13 protein-coding genes and 1 other RNA gene are annotated in these 16052 nt (G+C 64.0%); 6 read left to right on the top strand and 8 right to left on the bottom strand.

What is annotated here, in order from left to right:
- Window positions 1–97: 97 nt before the first annotated feature.
- On the bottom strand, window positions 98–1945 hold the full coding sequence (locus BLT65_RS03475) for a tetratricopeptide repeat protein (RefSeq protein WP_091774688.1): 1848 nt from the start codon (window positions 1943–1945) through the stop codon (window positions 98–100).
- 147 nt (window positions 1946–2092) lie between these two features.
- On the opposite strand from BLT65_RS03475, the gene BLT65_RS03470 reads away from it, so the two are divergent.
- The 3 genes from BLT65_RS03470 (at window position 2093) to BLT65_RS03460 (ending at window position 5349) form a co-directional block, all read left to right on the top strand.
- Window positions 2093–2437, top strand: a complete 345-nt coding sequence (locus tag BLT65_RS03470) for an ArsR/SmtB family transcription factor (protein WP_007576505.1) — start codon at window positions 2093–2095, stop codon at window positions 2435–2437.
- Window positions 2434–3510, top strand: a complete 1077-nt coding sequence (locus BLT65_RS03465; protein ID WP_091774686.1) for a cation diffusion facilitator family transporter — start codon at window positions 2434–2436, stop codon at window positions 3508–3510. The genes BLT65_RS03470 and BLT65_RS03465 overlap by 4 nt, the downstream gene beginning before the upstream one ends.
- Window positions 3511–3621: 111 nt before the next feature.
- Entirely contained in the window at window positions 3622–5349 is a 1728-nt protein-coding gene (locus BLT65_RS03460) for an FAD-dependent monooxygenase (protein ID WP_091774684.1), read from the top strand.
- A gap of 802 nt (window positions 5350–6151) precedes the next feature.
- Here the strand turns inward: BLT65_RS03460 and BLT65_RS03455 are convergent.
- From BLT65_RS03455 to BLT65_RS03440, 4 genes are read right to left on the bottom strand one after another with little or no spacing between them, the layout of a single operon-like run.
- The gene (locus BLT65_RS03455; RefSeq protein ID WP_042314494.1) at window positions 6152–6406 is read right to left on the bottom strand and encodes a formate dehydrogenase subunit delta; all 255 of its coding nucleotides are present in this window, start codon (window positions 6404–6406) and stop codon (window positions 6152–6154) included.
- A gap of 9 nt (window positions 6407–6415) precedes the next feature.
- On the bottom strand, window positions 6416–9355 hold the full coding sequence (fdhF, locus tag BLT65_RS03450; protein WP_042314495.1) for a formate dehydrogenase subunit alpha: 2940 nt from the start codon (window positions 9353–9355) through the stop codon (window positions 6416–6418).
- Between the two features lie 14 nt (window positions 9356–9369).
- A complete protein-coding gene (locus BLT65_RS03445; protein ID WP_091774682.1) occupies window positions 9370–10929 on the bottom strand; it encodes a formate dehydrogenase beta subunit in 1560 nt (519 codons plus the stop codon).
- Entirely contained in the window at window positions 10926–11483 is a 558-nt protein-coding gene (locus tag BLT65_RS03440; RefSeq protein WP_425273093.1) for an NAD(P)H-dependent oxidoreductase subunit E, read from the bottom strand. The genes BLT65_RS03445 and BLT65_RS03440 overlap by 4 nt, the downstream gene beginning before the upstream one ends.
- Before the next feature lie 92 nt (window positions 11484–11575).
- Between BLT65_RS03440 and BLT65_RS03435 the strand changes: the two genes are divergently transcribed.
- Together BLT65_RS03435 and BLT65_RS03430 are read left to right on the top strand one after the other, a co-directional pair.
- Window positions 11576–12655 carry a substrate-binding domain-containing protein gene (locus BLT65_RS03435; protein WP_007745725.1) on the top strand — a complete coding sequence of 360 codons (1080 nt, stop codon included), beginning with the start codon at window positions 11576–11578 and terminating at the stop codon, window positions 12653–12655.
- Between the two features lie 157 nt (window positions 12656–12812).
- Window positions 12813–13079, top strand: a complete 267-nt coding sequence (locus tag BLT65_RS03430) for a hypothetical protein (protein WP_091774677.1) — start codon at window positions 12813–12815, stop codon at window positions 13077–13079.
- A gap of 60 nt (window positions 13080–13139) precedes the next feature.
- Here BLT65_RS03430 and BLT65_RS03425 read toward each other — a convergent pair whose 3' ends face one another.
- On the bottom strand, window positions 13140–13499 hold the full coding sequence (locus BLT65_RS03425) for a COG4315 family predicted lipoprotein (RefSeq protein ID WP_091774675.1): 360 nt from the start codon (window positions 13497–13499) through the stop codon (window positions 13140–13142).
- A 374-nt stretch (window positions 13500–13873) separates the two neighbouring features.
- On the opposite strand from BLT65_RS03425, the gene BLT65_RS03420 reads away from it, so the two are divergent.
- Window positions 13874–15001 carry a glycosyltransferase family 4 protein gene (locus BLT65_RS03420; protein WP_091774673.1) on the top strand — a complete coding sequence of 376 codons (1128 nt, stop codon included), beginning with the start codon at window positions 13874–13876 and terminating at the stop codon, window positions 14999–15001.
- A 101-nt stretch (window positions 15002–15102) separates the two neighbouring features.
- Here the strand turns inward: BLT65_RS03420 and BLT65_RS03415 are convergent, their stop codons facing one another.
- Complete coding sequence (locus tag BLT65_RS03415) at window positions 15103–15354, bottom strand: PAAR domain-containing protein (protein WP_091774671.1); 252 nt, start codon at window positions 15352–15354, stop codon at window positions 15103–15105.
- A gap of 289 nt (window positions 15355–15643) precedes the next feature.
- Window positions 15644–16013, bottom strand: a transfer-messenger RNA (tmRNA) gene (gene ssrA, locus BLT65_RS03410).
- Window positions 16014–16052 lie beyond the last annotated feature (39 nt).

Genomic DNA, 16052 nt, shown 5'->3' with positions numbered 1-16052 from the left:
GGGGCGTGAGTCCCGCCTGGTTCTGAAGCTGCAAAGCAAAACCCCCGCATGCGTGCGGGGGTTTTTTATTTGATCGAAGGCTTCGGCAAAGCAGCGCTCAACTGCGTAGCGCCGCCGCCACCTCGTCGACGACCTCGCCCCACGCGCCAGGTCGCGGCTGCCGCACAAGCCTCGCGGACGGATACCACGGGCTGCGGGTATCGCGCGTGAACCAGCGCCAGTCGGCGGCGAACGGCAGCATCAGCCAGAGCGGCTTGTCGAGCGCGCCCGCCAGGTGCGCGATTGCCGTGTCGACCGATACCACGCCGTCTAGCCTCTCGATGATCGCCGCCGTATCGGCGAAGTCGCGGATACGCTCATCGAAGCGATGAATGTTTTTCGCATGCGGATGCGCGTCTAGCGCGGCGCGTTCGTCATCGCTGAGCGCGGGCTGCAGCACGATCCAGTCGATACCGTCGAGCGCGAACAGCGGTTCGAGCGCGACCAGCGGCAGCGAGCGGTTTTCCTGACGCTGCGCGCGTCCCGACCACGCAAGGCCGATCTTGCGCTTCGCCTGTCCGCCGAGCGAGCCTCGCCACGCGCGGCGCGAGGCGGCGGGCGCATTCAGATAGGGCGTGCGCGCCGGAATCGTGTCCAGCTCGGTGCCGAGCGCGAGCGGCAGGCTCAACAGCGGGCATTGCAAGTCGGCGCGAGGCCGCGGCGCGCCTTGCGCGATCAGCGTGACACGCCATTGCTGCGCCGTCGGCTCGAGCAGCGACAGCAGCTGCGGCTGCACTTCGAGCACGACACGCGTGGCGCGCTGCGCCACTACTTCGACGAAGCGCACGAATTGCAGCGTGTCGCCGAAACCCTGTTCGGCATGCACAAGCAGCGTGCGCCCGGCAATCGGCTCGCCGTTCCAGCGCGGCAGCGGCGCCGCGTCGGGCGGAACCGCCGCGTTTTCCAGCCGCCATTCGTATTCGGGCAGGCCGCGCTTGAAATCGCCTAGCGTGAGCAGCGTTACGCCGCGATTCATGTGCGCGATGGCTTGATCGGGCCGCAGGCGCAGCGCCTGCTCGAAAGCGCGCAGGGCGGCGTCGTACGCGCCGAGCGCGTGATGCGCGGCGCCGAGACTCAGCCAGGCGAGCGCGAAGTTCGGGTCGAGACCCACGGCGCGCTCGAAGCGCGGCCGGGCTTCTTCGTGACGGCCGAGCGAGGCGAGCGCGTTGCCGAGGCCGAACAGCGCGGGCGGCAGGTTCGTCTGCAGCGCGAGGACGGCTTCGAATTCGGCGACGGCCTCGTGATGCTGCCCCGTCGCGTCGAGCGTATTGCCCAGGTTGAAGCGCGCGGCGACGAAGCGCGGCTCGATCTTGAACGCCGCGCGAAAATGCGCGATGGCCTCCTTGGCCGAGCCGAGCGCATTGAGCGCCATGCCGATGTTGTTGTGCGCGCCCGCATGGCCGGGCCGCAGTTCGAGCGCGCGGCGGAACGAATCGACGGCTTCGCGGTGCCGGCCGAGCGCGTGCAGCGCATTGCCGAGATTGACGTGCGACGACGCGTCCATCGGCTGCAGGCGCAGCGACTTCTCGAACGCGTCGACGGCGTCTTCGTGGCGCCCGGCGAGCGCGTACGCATTGCCGAGGTTGTAATGCGCCATCGGAAACGTCGGCGCGAGCGTCAGCGCATTACGAAAGCGTTCGATTGCCTGGTCGAGCCGGCCGAGCGCCTTCAGCGCGTTGCCGAGGTTCAGTTGCAGCGCGGCGTCCTGCGGGCGCAAATCCGCGGCGCGGCGCACGAGGTCGGCCGCTTCTTCGTGCTGGCCTTGCTGATGGCGCAGCACGCCAAGCAGATGCAGCGCATCGACGTGGACGGGATCGAGTTCAAGCGTGGCGCGATAGTCGCGCTCGGCGTCGTCGAGCCGTCCGTCGCGATGCGCGCTGTAGGCGCGGTCGAATACTGGATGCATGACGCAGGCGAGGGTGTGAGGCAGGAAAACGCGCATTTTCCCATACTCGGCGCACGCCCCCCGACTTGACGCGGACAGTGTTGCTCAATAACATATGAACATCTGTTCAAATGTATGTATCGACTCTGTGTCGATACGGTGCTCTCTATGTCTACCGTGCTCTCTCTGAATACCGACGACCGTGTCGTGCAGATCGCCGATCTGTTCCGCCTGCTGGGCGACCCGACGCGCCTGCGCATCGTGCTCGCTTGTGTCGACGAGCGGCGCGCGGTGGGCGCGATCGCCGAATCGCTGAATCTGTCGCCTTCGCTCGTCAGCCATCATCTGCGGCTGTTGCGGGCGGCGCGCATCGTGCGCGCGGAGCGGCAGGGCAAGCAGGTTTTCTACGTCGCCGCCGACGGCCACATCAGCGGCATGCTGACCGACATGCTCGAGCACGTCGCCGAACCCGTCAGCGAATCCGCCGCCGACCTCACGCAGGATCACGCATGAAATACACCGCTCATCAGATCAACGGCACGACGGCGCAGCATCAGCCGAAGTCAGACGCGCACGTGCATACGGACGCATGCGATCATGCGGCGCACGATCACCCGCATGATCATGACCACGCGCCCGAGGCGGGCCGCAAGGCGTCGCACGATCATCATGGGCATGGTCACCATCACCACCATCACGCGCCCGCGTCAGGCCACGGACGCGCGTTCGCGCTCGCCGTCGCGCTGAACATCACGATCGTCGTCGTGCAGGCGATCTACGGCGTGCTCGCCAATTCGACCGCGCTGCTCGCCGACGCCGGACACAATCTCTCCGACGTACTCGGCCTGCTGCTCGCCTGGGGCGCGACCTGGCTCGCGACGCGCCGGCCGTCCGCGCGCTACACGTTCGGTCTCGGCGGCTCGTCGATTCTCGCGAGCCTGCTCAATGCGGGCCTGCTGCTGTTCGCATGCGGCGTGATCGTCGCGGAAGCGGTCGGCAGGCTGTTTCATCCGGCGCCCGTCGCGGGGCTCGACGTGTTTATCGTCGCGCTCGTCGGCATGGTCGTGAACGGCTTCTCGGCATGGCTCTTCATGCGCGGCCAGGAAGACGACCTGAACATTCGCGGCGCGTTTCTGCATATGGTCGCCGACGCGGCCGTGTCGGCCGCCGTTGCCGTCAGCGGCCTCGCCATTCTTTTTAGCGGCTGGACATGGCTCGACCCGGTGATGAGCATCGTCGTGGTCGCGGTGATCGTGTACGGCACGTGGGGCCTGCTGCGCGATTCCATCAAGCTCGCGCTCAACGGCGTGCCGCCCGGCGTCGACCTGCAGAAGATTCGCGCGTATCTCGCCGCGCAACCCGGCGTCACCGACGTGCATGACCTGCACGTGTGGGCGCTGTCGACGACGGGCAACGCGTTGTCCGCGCATCTCGTGATTCCGGACGGCCATCCGGGCGACATGGTGATCGACGGGATCGTCGGCACGCTGCGCGCCGAGTTCGACATGCACCACGCCACGCTGCAGGTCGACATGGGCACGACGCAGCACCGCTGTTCGCTCGATCGCGCGCCGCACGCGCACTGACCGATATGTCGCACGGTTGATGCGGGTTTGATGCGCCGCGTCGTCGGCCACACGGCAGCGAGCGGAACGCTCGGCGTACACTAACGAGCATGTCCGACTGCGGAGGTCTGCATGACGGGTGCTTCCTTCGACGTACCGCCCGTGCTGATCGTCGGCGCGGGGCCGACGGGGCTGGCGGCAGCCATGAGTCTTGCGCGTGCCCAGGTGCCCGTGCGGCTCATCGACAAGGCGCAGCAAGCAGATCCGCATTCGCGCGCGATCGGCATTCAGGCGCGCACGCTCGAACTGCTGGAGCAACATCGCCTCGTCGAACGGTTTCTCGAACTCGGTCATCGCGCGCGCACCGCGAATCTGTATTCGAACGGGCATCGGCTGACGCGGCTCGATTTCGATCCGCTGCAAACGCGCTATCCGTATCTGCTGTTTCTCGATCAGTCCGTCACCGAGCGCCTGCTGACGGAGCATCTTGCGACGTTCGGCGTGCAGGTCGAACGCGGCGTCGAGCTGACGATGTTCGCGCAGGGCTCGGCGGGCATCAACGCGACGCTGCAACGCGCGGACGGCCGTATCGAGACGCTGCACCCGTCGTACATGATCGCGGCCGACGGCGCGCACAGCGCGATCCGTCACCGCCTCGGCATGAGCTTCGCGGGCAAGACCTTCGAGCAGACCTTCCTGCTCGCCGACGTCGAAGCGGATACCGGCTGGTCCGACGACGAGTTTCATATCTTCGCGTCGGGCGCGGGGCTGGCGGCGCTCTTTCCGATGGGCAAGGGCCGGCATCGGCTGATTGCCGATCATCCCGCGATGCCGGCGCGAGAGCCGGCCGAAGTAGCGTCGGGCGGCGACCCGGCGCCGCTTGAGTCGATTCCCGCGCCCACGCTCGACGAATGCCGGCTGATCGCGAAGAGCCGTATTCATCATCCCGTCGAACTGAGCGACATGTCGTGGTCCGGCTACTTTCATCTGAATAGCCGGATGGTCGAGCAACTGCGCGCGCAGCGCGTGTTTCTTGCGGGCGATGCGGCGCATGTACACAGCCCTGCGGGCGCGCAGGGGATGAATACGGGCATCCAGGAAGCGTTCAATCTCGGCTGGAAAATCGCGCGTGTGCTGAAGGGCGACGCGCCCGACCGGCTGCTCGATACGTACCATCTCGAGCGCCATCCGATCGAACGCGACGTGCTGCGGCAGACGAGCTTCGTCACGCACATGGCGGAAGCGGACCACGGGCCGCTCAAGCTGCTGCGCGAGCGCGTGATGCCTGTGCTAGCCGCGCTGGGGCCGTTGCGCGATGCCGCGCGTCTGACCGTCAGCGAACTGTCGATTCAATACCGGCGCTCGCCGCTGACGCTCGAACGCATACTCGACGGCGGGCCGCGTGCGGGAGAACGTGCGCCCGATGCGCTCGTGCATGTCGTCGATGGGCCGTTGGGACGGGCGCCCGGTATTGGCTGCATTTTCGATCTGCATGATCCGGCGTTTTTCTCGCTGTTTCTGCTCGTCGATCCGCCGGAGGAGCCGGGAATGGGCAATGGCAAGATACTGTCGTTGCATCGCAAGCCCGTGCGTGCTGCTGATCTGGACCGCTTCGCGGCCGCGGTTGAAGATCTGCTGCCGGGGGCGGTGCGCGTGTGGCGGGTGTCGGATGTGAACGGCGAGGGCGGCGGGCCGTCGCTTAGTGAATCGTTTGGGCGCACGCGGCCTTCGTTCTATCTGGTGCGGCCTGATGGTTATGTGTGCGCGCGCGGGCGGCCGGGCTCAGATCTGAACGGGCTGTTGCGGCATTGCGAGGCGTGGTTCGCGAAAGGTGTGCCGAGCGAGCCGGCGTCGTCGTGACGCTGGAGTTTGCGCTGGCATCCGCGATTTGTTAGCGTGCTTCATGCGTCGCCCCTGTGCGGGGCGGCACCTACTTTTCTTTGCCGCCGCAAAGAAAAGTAGGCAAAAGAAAGCGGCTAACACCGCCAGTTCTTCTTCTTGCCTGAGGGCCCCCAAAGGTTCTTACGCCTCACACGGCAATCACGTGACTCACGTTAGTTGCCAACGCTTTGAATGAACGCCTCACCCGCTTCACACACCCGTACAGGTGTTAGTGGCAGCGAATGGTATGTGCCGCCCAGGTGGCAAACTGTGTGTAGGTTGTCGCGTCGTATAGGGTAGCGCTGTTACGGGGTGGGACGCGTGCTCTATCGGTCCGGAGTGAGGTGCGTGCAGGACTACGGCCTACACACAGTTTGCCACCTGGGCGGCGGTGGGCTATCTGGCACGGCATGCAGTAATGCGGGGGCGTGAAGCGGGTGATGCGCACCGCAAGAGCGTTGGCAACGAACGCGAACAGGAAGGTTGCCGTGTGAAGTGAGGGACCGGTTGGGGGCCCTCAGGCAGGGAGAAATGTTGGCGGTGTGAGCCGCTTTCTTTTGCCTACTTTTCTTTGCGGCGGCAAAGAAAAGTAGGTGCCGCCCCGCACAGGGGCGACGCGTGAAGCACGCTAACAAATCGCGGATGCCAGCGCAAAAACAAGCAGACCACCCCACACGTCGCAGACAACCAAAAAAAAAGCGTCCGCATCGCTTCCGATACGAACGCCCAAGTGCTGTTGCTATTGCGTGAACCCCGGCCGAAGCCCGGCAAACAAAGCGCCTTAAGCCGGCGCGGCTTCCTTCGGCGTCAAATCCTGGCGATGCCTGACCAGCGCCTCACGCACCATCTCGTGCAGTTCCAGCTCGACGCCCTCAGGATTCGCATGCAGCGTAGCCAGAATCGAGCGCCGCATACGCGGTTCCCAGAACCGCCGGATATGATCGGCAATATTGTCGATCGCCTCATCGCGGTCCGGCATCGACTCGAAGAAATCGCCGATGCGGTTCGCCATGTCGACCAGGTTATGTGCGTCCATTGCGTTGCCTCATTTGCCTGACGTGGTGGCCATCTCACGCTTGCTGAGATGCTCGAGCTGCTCGTTGTTGAAGCGCGAGTAATCCTTCTGCCATTGTGACGGCTGCTCGACAGGCATCACCTGCACGGCCGTCACCTTGTACTCGGGGCAGTTGGTCGCCCAGTCCGAACTGTCCGTCGTAATCACGTTGGCGCCGGATTCGGGGAAGTGGAACGTCGTGTAGACGACGCCCGGCTGCATCCGGTCCGCTACCTTCGCGCGCAGCACGGTGTAGCCCGCGCGCGACTCGATGCCGACCCAGTCGTCATCCTTGATACCACGGTCTTCGGCGTCGTGCGGATGAATCTCCAGACGATCCTCGTCGTGCCAGAGCGAGTTCTCCGTGCGGCGCGTCTGTGCGCCGACGTTGTACTGCGACAGAATACGGCCCGTCGTCAGGATCAGCGGGAACTTCTGATTGACCTTTTCCGGCGTCGCGACGTACTTCGTGATCACGAACTTGCCCTTGCCGCGCACGAACTCGTCGATGTGCATCGTCGGCGTGCCTTCCGGCGCGTTCTCGTTGCACGGCCACTGGATGCTGCCCAGCTTGTCGAGCTTCGCATACGACACGCCGTGGAAAGTCGGCGTGAGGCGCGCGATCTCGTCCATGATCTGCGACGGATGCGTGTAGTTCATCTCGTAGCCGAGCGCGCGAGCGAGCAGGATCGTCACTTCCCAGTCCGAGTAACCGGCCAGCGGCGGCATCACCTTGCGCACGCGCGAGATGCGGCGCTCGGCGTTGGTGAACGTGCCGTCCTTCTCGAGGAAGGTCGAGCCCGGCAGCAGCACGTGTGCGTACTTCGCAGTTTCGTTCAGGAAGATGTCCTGCACGACGATACATTCCATCGACGACAGCGCCGCGCCTACATGCTGCGTGTTCGGGTCGGACTGCACGATGTCTTCGCCCTGGCAATACAGGCCCATGAAGCTGCCGTGCAGTGCCGCGTCGAACATGTTCGGAATGCGCAGGCCAGGTTCCGGCTGCAGCGTCACGCCCCATTCGCCTTCGAACAGCGTGCGCGTCACCGTATCGCTGATATGGCGATAGCCCGGCAGTTCGTGCGGGAACGAGCCCATGTCGCACGAACCCTGCACGTTGTTCTGGCCGCGCAGCGGATTCACGCCGACGCCTTCGCGGCCGATGTTGCCCGTTGCCATCGCAAGGTTCGCGATTCCCATCACAGTCGTCGAGCCTTGCGCATGTTCCGTCACGCCGAGGCCGTAGTAGATCGCCGCGTTGCCGCCCGTCGCATACAGGCGCGCGGCTTCGCGCACCTGTTGCGCCGGCACGCCCGTCACGCTTTCCATCATTTCCGGCGAGTTCTCCGGCAGCGCGACGAAATCGCGCCAGTGCTGGAACGCGCGCGTCTCGCAGCGCTCAGCGATGAACGCCTCATTGAGCAGGCCTTCCGACACGAGCACGTGCGCAAGCGACGTGACCATCGCGACGTTGGTGCCCGGACGCAGTTGCAGGTGATGCGTGGCCTTCACGTGTGCCGTATCGACGATATCGATGCGGCGCGGATCGACGACGATCAGTTTTGCGCCTTCACGTACACGCCGCTTCAGACGCGAGCCGAACACCGGGTGGCCGTCGGTCGGATTCGCGCCGATCACGATGATCACATCGGATTTATCGACGGAAGCGAAGGTCTGCGTGCCCGCCGATTCGCCGAGCGTCGTCTTCAGGCCGTAGCCCGTCGGCGAGTGGCAGACACGTGCGCAGGTGTCGACGTTGTTGTTGCCGAACGCGGCGCGCACCAGCTTCTGCACCAGATACGTTTCTTCGTTCGTGCAGCGCGACGACGTGATGCCGCCGATCGAATCGCGGCCGTACTTTTCCTGGATGCGGCGGAACTCCGACGCCGCGTAGCTCAGCGCTTCTTCCCAGCTGACTTCGCGCCACGGATCGGTGATCTTCGCGCGGATCATCGGCTTCTTGATGCGGTCCTTGTGCGTCGCGTAGCCCCATGCGAAGCGGCCCTTCACGCACGCATGGCCTTCGTTCGCCTGGCCGTTCTTGTGCGGCACCATCCTCACGACGGTGTTGCCCTTCATCTCGGCCTTGAACGAGCAACCGACGCCACAGTACGCGCAGGTCGTCACGACGGAATGCTCCGCCTGGCCCAGCATCACGATGCTCTTTTCCGACAGCGTCGCCGTCGGGCAAGCTGCGACACACGCGCCGCACGACACGCACTCCGAATCCATGAACGGCTGGCTTTCGCTCGCGGCGACGCGCGATTCGAAGCCGCGGCCGGTGATGGTCAGCGCGAATGTGCCTTGCGTCTCTTCACAGGCGCGCACGCAGCGGTTGCAGACGATGCACTTCGACGGGTCGTACGTGAAGTACGGGTTCGACTCGTCTTTCTTGTCCTTCAGGTGATTCGCGCCGTCGAAGCCATAGCGCACTTCGCGCAGACCCGTGACGCCCGCCATGTCCTGCAGTTCGCAATTGCCGTTGGCGGGGCAGGTGAGGCAGTCGAGCGGGTGATCGGAGATGTAGAGCTCCATCACGTTGCGGCGCAGTCCTTGCAGACGGTCCGTTTGCGTGCGGACCTTCATGCCCGCTTCGACGGGCGTCGTGCATGACGCCGGATAACCGCGCCGTCCTTCGATCTCGACGAGACACAGACGGCACGAGCCGAACGGTTCGAGCGAATCGGTTGCGCACAGCTTCGGGATGTTGACGCCTGCCTCGGCGGCGGCGCGCATCACCGACGTGCCCGCCGGCACCGAGATCATCTGGCCGTCGATTTCGAGCGTCACGTCGACGTCGGAATGACGCAGCGGCGTGCCGTAATCGGTATCGTCCATCGGGCCGCGTTCGTTGCGCAGCGCGCCCGCCTTGCAGGCGCAGTTGCCGGAGCCGCAGCCGCCGGATTTGAAGGTGATCGGATCGGACATGTTGGGCTCCTTGGTCAGGCTGCCGCTTTCGGAATGGCGGTTTCGAGACCGAAGTCTTCGGGGAAATGGTCGAGGGCGGAGACGACAGGGAACGGCGTCATGCCGCCCATCGCACACAGCGAACCCGACACCATCGTGTCGCACAGATCGCGCAGCAATTGCACCTGCTTCGTCGACGTGTCGCCGTTGCGAATGCGCTGGATCACTTCGACGCCGCGCGTCGAGCCGATCCGGCACGGCGTGCATTTGCCGCACGATTCGAGTGCGCAGAAGTGCATCGCGTATTGCGCGAGATCGGCGAGGTTCGACGTGTCGTCGTGAATCACCAGGCCACCGTGACCGACGACGGCGCCGACCTTCGCGTATTCCTCATAGTCGAGCGGGATGTCCCACTGGCTCTCGGGCAGATACGTGCCGAGCGGGCCGCCCACCTGCACCGCGCGCGCCGGACGGCCGCTTGCCGTACCGCCACCGTAATCGAACATCAGTTCGCGCAATGTGCAGCCGAACGCGAGTTCGACGAGACCGCCGCGCTTCACGTTGCCTGCGACCTGGAACGGCAGCGTGCCGCGCGAACGGCCCATGCCGAAGTCCTTATAGAACGCCGCGCCCTTCGCGAAGATGATCGGCACGGTGGCGAGCGTGATCACGTTGTTGATCACGGTCGGCTTGCCGAACAGGCCTTCGAGCGCAGGCAGCGGCGGCTTCGCGCGCACGATGCCGCGCTTGCCTTCGAGCGATTCGAGCAGCGCCGTTTCCTCGCCGCATACGTACGCGCCCGCGCCCTTTGCGACGAACAGCTCGAAGCGGTGTTCCGATCCGAGCACGCTGTCGCCGAGCCACCCGGCGGCACGCGCCTTGACGATCGCGGCTTCGAGCGTGGCGATCGAATGCGGATACTCGCTGCGCACGTAGATATGGCCAACCGTCGCACCCGCCACGATGCCAGCGATGATCATCCCTTCGATCAGCACGAACGGATCGCTTTCCATCACCAGGCGGTCGGAGAACGTGCCCGAATCGCCTTCGTCCGCGTTGCAGACGATGTACTTCTGATTGGCCTTCGCGGCACGCACCGTGCGCCACTTGATACCGGCCGGGAACGCCGCGCCGCCACGGCCGCGCAGGCCGGATTCGATCAGCGCGTCGACGGCTGCGTCGCCGGACATCGCGAGCGCGTTATACAGGCCGACGATGCCGCCATTGGCGACGTAGTCGTCGGTCGAAAGCGGGTCGGTGATGCCGATGCGCGCGAACGTCAGGCGCTGCTGCTTCTTCAGATACGGAATCTCGTCGACGACGCCGACGTGCTTCGCGTGCGTCGCCTTGCCTTCGATAAAGCCCGCGTCGAACAGCGATGCGACCTCTTCCGCTTCGACGTTCGCATAGCCGATGCGGCCTTCGGACGTCTGCACTTCGACGAGCGGTTCCAGGTACAGCAGACCGCGCGAGCCATTGCGCACGAGTTCGATATCGATGCCGCGCGCTTTCGCTTCATCGACGATTGCCGTGGCGAGCGCGTCCGCGCCGAGCGCCAGCGCCGAGGAATCGCGGGGAACGTAGATGCGCGTCATACCGTTTCCTCCACACGTTTCATTGCCGCTGCGAGCAGTGCGTCAAACTTCTGCGGCGTTACTTTGGCGTGCAGCTCGCCGTTGATCATCATCGCGGGCGACAGCGCGCATTGACCGAGGCAATACACCGATTCGAGACCGACAGCGCCGTCGCAGGCGTGGTCATGGTCGTGGTTGTGTGCGTCGTGCTTGTGCGCGTCGAAGCGGCAACCCGTGCGCGCCTCGATATGCTGCGCGAGCGCTTCCGTACCCATGCTGCGGCATGCTTCCGCGCGGCACAGCTGCACCGTGACGGGCGCGGCAGGCGACTGGCGGAAGTGATGGTAATAAGTGATGACGCCATGGACTTCCGCCCGTGACAGGTTCATCGTCCGCGCGAGCGGCGCGACGGTGTCGGGCGGCACGAAGCCGACGTCGTCCTGAATGGCGTGCAGTAGCGCAACCAGCGACATGCCGGGTCGTGCGTGACGTTGCACGAGTTCGTCTGGCGCAATGGCGTTCGGTCGATTCACAGTGGGGCTCCTCCAAAGTCGATATATGCACTTGTTATTCATAACCCGCGCATCTATGCTTTGCTTGTTTGATATATCAATGCGAACGATAGGCGGGTGGATCGGCTTTCGCAATAGGAACTGCTAGAACATATATGATTCGAATCGAATGCCAGGCACAGCTCATTGTGCGGGACAGCAACGGCCAAACGTCCAGCCTGACTGACGCTATGCCGCTACTGTCCCTTGTGAACCAGACAGGCAGCATCGCGCAGGCTGCTGCGCTTAAGGGTTTGTCCTACCGTCATGCGTGGGGTTTGCTGCGCGCCATCGAGACTCAGCTGGGCGGCGCGCTAATCGAGAAAGAGCGTGGCCGCGGCTCGGCACTCTCGGAACTCGGGCGGGCAGTGTTGCGCGCGCAACGACTTTGCGGCGAGCGTCTGGATGGCAACATGCAGGCGCTGGCGAGCGAAGTCGCCGCCGATTTGAACCGCTGGCTCGCGCCGCCCGCCGAAGACGTGCGCATTCATGCATCGCATGGCTATGCGGTGGCGGCGCTCGTGACGGCGCTCGTCGCCGACGAAGTCCCCCTCGACATCAAATACCGCGACAGCGCCGAAGCGATCACGGCGCTCGCGCGCGGCGAGTGCGATCTGGCGGGCTTCCATCTGCCGCGCGGCGAGTTTCGCGCGGTGTGCGCGGATAAGTATCGCCAGTGGCTCGATCCGCAGCGACATGTGCTCGTGCATCTGACACGGCGCAAGCAGGGGCTCTTTCTCGCGAAGGGCAATCCGAAGGGGATAGGCGGTTTGACCGACCTCGCACGCGACGACATCCGGTTCGTCAACCGCCAGCATGGTTCCGGCACGCGGATGTTGATCGATCTTGCGTTGCGGCGCGTCGGTGTCGATCCGGATCGCGTCAACGGCTATGCGTCGACTGAACTCACCCATTCGGCGATCGCGGCTTTCGTCGCGAGCGGGATGGCGGACGTCGGCTTCGGCGTCGAGCCGGCGGCGCATCACTTCGGGCTCGACTTCATCCCGGTTGTCGACGAGGACTATTACTTCGCATGCGATCGCGCGCGCTTGGAGCGCGAGCCGCTGACAACGGTGATGTCGGTGATGCGCGGCAATGCGTTCCGGCAGAGCGTTGCGCATCTGGAAGGCTACGATCCCGGCGATTGCGGGAAACTGCTCGAACTGGAGGCGGGTTTGGAGGAGAGCGGGGCTTGAGACGAAGGGCCGGCGCGGGCCGTCGAAGGGTGGAGGGTAAGCGCCTGTAACAACGAATACGCCTGCCGACGCTGCGCTGCACGGCGCTTTGCGATAATCTCTACGCTTTCGTGATCCTGCCTTAATTGCGCGGCGTCGTCTGCCGCATCGATTCGATATGAAATATTTCGTTCCCGCTTGTGCTGCCGCCCTCACGGCCGGCGCGTTGTTTGCCACGATGTCCGTTGCTTTTGCGCAGAATTCGCCGGGCGTGCCGGGCGGTATCCTGACCGAAGAGTTCAAGTTGAACGAGCATCCGCAGATGCCGTTCGGTGCATCGGCACCGTCGAAGAAATATCAGAGCGACAAGCCTACGAAGCTGCGCAAGCGCGGCGACAACGGCGATCCGAACGGCTGCAACCTCAAGTGCCCTGAGGATCAGTAAACGACACAACGCACGCGTCGCCTTGCGGCGTCGCGTGCGTCATTGGAACGGCTGGCTGGATTACGGCTTCGCTGTGTGCCACACGTCCTTGAAGCCGTCCCCCTTCATGTCGCCGGGCTTCTCGTCCTTCGCGAAGCGGTAGAGCGGCTTGCCTTTGTACGCCCACTGCCGCTGGCCGTCCGCACCGTCGATCACGGTCCAGTCGCCCGAGGGCTTGTCGCTGGCTTCGGCGGCGGCGGCGGGCCATGCCGCCGCGCAACCGCCCGAGCAGGCGCTCTTGCCCGGTGTCGTGTCCTTGTCGAAGGTGTAGAGCGTGCGTCCCTGTGCGTCGACGAAACGTCCGTCCATGGTTTTCGGCGGCGCGGCGAAGGCGGCCTGTTGCACGGCGAGCGCGGCGATGAGAAGGAGAGTCTTGCGCATGATGCGGCTCCTGTTCTGACGTGTTGTGTATGGAGTGTATGCAATCGTTCGGTGGGTGCGCGCCTTAAATGCTTTGAATGTGCGCGCATCGAATAAACGGCTGGCGCGCCTTGTTATTCCATCTGTTGTTCGTCGAAAAACACCCGTCGCATGCGTTCAGGAAGGCACGTCTCGTTCGAGAGCGGGCCTTTTCATATCTGTTCGCACTGATCTGACCACGCTTTGGCTATCCCGGAAGCCTAAAAGGGGCGCGACCCGGACGGTATAATTCCCCTGATCTATCACGAGGCAATGCAAATTGCATTGCGCCGGCCTGCACTGTTGGACGCGGGCCGAGCGGCGAATTCAAGCCCTCGAATACGGGGAAGCCGAGTATGAAAATACTATTGACCAACTTCCATAAAGGTCGCGGAGGCGGTCACGACACATACGTCGTTTCTATTGCGCGGGCTCTGGCCGAGCGCCACGAAGTCTTCGTCGGTGCGCCAAAATCCAGCAGGCTGTTGCAGCATGCAAGCTGCGTTGCCAATATCCGCGCGCTGCCGATGGAGTTTCCCGCCAAGCTCGAGGAATTCGGGCGCTTTGTCGGCGCGATCCGCGAACTGCGCGCGCTGCTTAAGCGCGAGCGCTTCGACGTGGTTCATGTGAACGGCTCGCCCGATCATCGGCTCGTGATGTTGGCGACGCTATTCGCCTCGTTCAAGCGGCCGTATTGCGTCTACACCAAGCACAACACGATCCGCGTCAAGCGCGACTTCATGACGAAGCTCAAGGCGCGGCGCGCGACGCATCACGTGATCGCCGTGTCGAAGCCGGCGGCGCAATTGCTCGAAGGGTCGGTGTATGCGGATTGCGGGTTATCGGTGATTCCGAATGGCGTCGACATCCATTTCTATGCGCCTTTCGACGACGCAGCAGCCGCGCGCAGGCGCGATGCGCTGCTAGGCGTCGGGCACGCAGGAAAGCTGGTGATTGGGACCATTACGGGGTTCGACTGGTACAAGGGGACGATGGACATGGTGGCGGCCGTCGCCGCGTTGCCCGACGATCTGCGCAGACAGGTCGTGCTGGTCGTTGTCGGGACGGAGCCGAATGACGAGCAGCGCAAGGTCATCGACGTGCTGAATATGAACGAGCATCTGCTGATCAGCGGCTTCACGGACGACGTCCGCGACTACATCGCGACGTTCGATGTCGGCTTCATGGTGTCGTACGCGGTGGAAAGCAGTTCGTTCGCGTGCCGGGAGATGATGGCGATGGGGCGGCCGGTGCTCGTCACGCGGTACGCGAGCTTGCCTGAGAACGTCGACGATGGCGTCGACGGCTGGATCGTCGAGCCGCGCGACACGCAGGCGATGACCGGGCGCCTGCGCGCGATCCTCGCGAACCGCGGCGACTTACCCGCGATGGGACGACATGCGCGGGCGAAAGCCGAGCGGGAGTTCTGCAACAGCAAGTTCATTCAGGAAACGGAAGAGGTGTACGTGCGCGCCGCAGCGTGACGGTTCTGGCTCTGCCGACGTGGTGCGACTGGCGCGTGGCCCGCGCAGCGTGATGCTGCCGCGGGCTTTATTTTTGCGGGGAAGGGGCGTATCGCGCGTGGTTATGCGCGGACGAGCGTCGCGCCACAGGTCGTGATGTCGCCGATGTAGGCGATGCGCTTGCCGTTGTGCCGGCGTCGCCCGCTAGCGATGATCGGATATTTGCCGCCGCAGCGCGGACATGCGACCAGGTGACCGTCGAGCGCGATGGCGATACCTTCATCCGTCAGATCCTGTGTCGCCTCGACGATCTTGCCGCCGTGGTCGGTGGCGTCACCGAGGCGGGCCATAATGGGGTCGTCTATATTGGTCATTTTGTGCATCTCCCGTTTGGTTAGTTGTACTGGGCGGATAGGGCGTGCCGTCGGACTTGGAGACGGCCGTTCATTTGACGTCAGGTCAGCCGCAGTGACTATCAGAAAAGGTTGAAAACGGGGCGCGAACGAATGTCAAATGCGCGAAAGCGCGCGCCCGGGAGACGCGGTATAGGGTGGCCGAGCCGGCGCCCGTCGTACTCGCGTGCGGACGACGGCAACAAAAAACCCGCAGAGCGCTTCGCTGTGCGGGTTTTCGTACTGCGGCGTACTGCACCGTATTGAATATTGGTGGAGGCGGCGGGAATCGAACCCGCGTCCAGAAGTCCTCTACGACTAGTTCTACATGTTTAGTTCTGTCTTTTGATTTAACCGGAGCGACGCGGACGAACACGCTGCGCTACAGCGATTCACTAGATTTTCGACCCGGACGTCGTGACGCCGCCAAGGCTTAACTGACGTATATGACCTCTGTCGGTATTGCTACCGGTCTTGCGACACTAGCCCGTCAGTGAACTAGGCAGAGGACGGCGGCCCTTAGGCTGCCAGTGCGAACGTTTCGTCGTTTGCAGTTACGTTTTTCCCGCTGATTTACGAGGTTACGGGGCCTCGACATGCCCTAGCCGCTTCGCAACCCCTGTCGAAACCAGGTCGCCCCCGCAGAAGGAATGAGCCACGCAGGTGGCTCACATCATCAT

Origin of the sequence: Paraburkholderia steynii, assembly GCF_900100565.1 — a bacterium.
Lineage (GTDB): Bacteria > Pseudomonadota > Gammaproteobacteria > Burkholderiales > Burkholderiaceae > Paraburkholderia > Paraburkholderia terrae.
This window is presented reverse-complemented; position numbering and strand designations above follow the sequence as displayed.

Bases quoted from the DNA above. Each gene is read 5' to 3' on its own strand.
- BLT65_RS03440 (WP_425273093.1), bottom strand. From the start codon at position 11,483: ATGAATAACAAGTGCATATATCGACTTTGGAGGAGCCCCACTGTGAAT.
- BLT65_RS03425 (WP_091774675.1), bottom strand. From the start codon at position 13,499: ATGCGCAAGACTCTCCTTCTCATCGCCGCGCTCGCCGTGCAACAGGCC.
- BLT65_RS03465 (WP_091774686.1), top strand. From the start codon at position 2,434: ATGAAATACACCGCTCATCAGATCAACGGCACGACGGCGCAGCATCAG.
- BLT65_RS03445 (WP_091774682.1), bottom strand. From the start codon at position 10,929: ATGACGCGCATCTACGTTCCCCGCGATTCCTCGGCGCTGGCGCTCGGC.
- BLT65_RS03455 (WP_042314494.1), bottom strand. From the start codon at position 6,406: ATGGACGCACATAACCTGGTCGACATGGCGAACCGCATCGGCGATTTC.
- BLT65_RS03475 (WP_091774688.1), bottom strand. From the start codon at position 1,945: ATGCATCCAGTATTCGACCGCGCCTACAGCGCGCATCGCGACGGACGG.
- BLT65_RS03460 (WP_091774684.1), top strand. From the start codon at position 3,622: ATGACGGGTGCTTCCTTCGACGTACCGCCCGTGCTGATCGTCGGCGCG.
- fdhF (WP_042314495.1), bottom strand. From the start codon at position 9,355: ATGTCCGATCCGATCACCTTCAAATCCGGCGGCTGCGGCTCCGGCAAC.
- BLT65_RS03470 (WP_007576505.1), top strand. From the start codon at position 2,093: ATGTCTACCGTGCTCTCTCTGAATACCGACGACCGTGTCGTGCAGATC.
- BLT65_RS03420 (WP_091774673.1), top strand. From the start codon at position 13,874: ATGAAAATACTATTGACCAACTTCCATAAAGGTCGCGGAGGCGGTCAC.
- BLT65_RS03430 (WP_091774677.1), top strand. From the start codon at position 12,813: ATGAAATATTTCGTTCCCGCTTGTGCTGCCGCCCTCACGGCCGGCGCG.
- BLT65_RS03415 (WP_091774671.1), bottom strand. From the start codon at position 15,354: ATGACCAATATAGACGACCCCATTATGGCCCGCCTCGGTGACGCCACC.
- BLT65_RS03435 (WP_007745725.1), top strand. From the start codon at position 11,576: ATGATTCGAATCGAATGCCAGGCACAGCTCATTGTGCGGGACAGCAAC.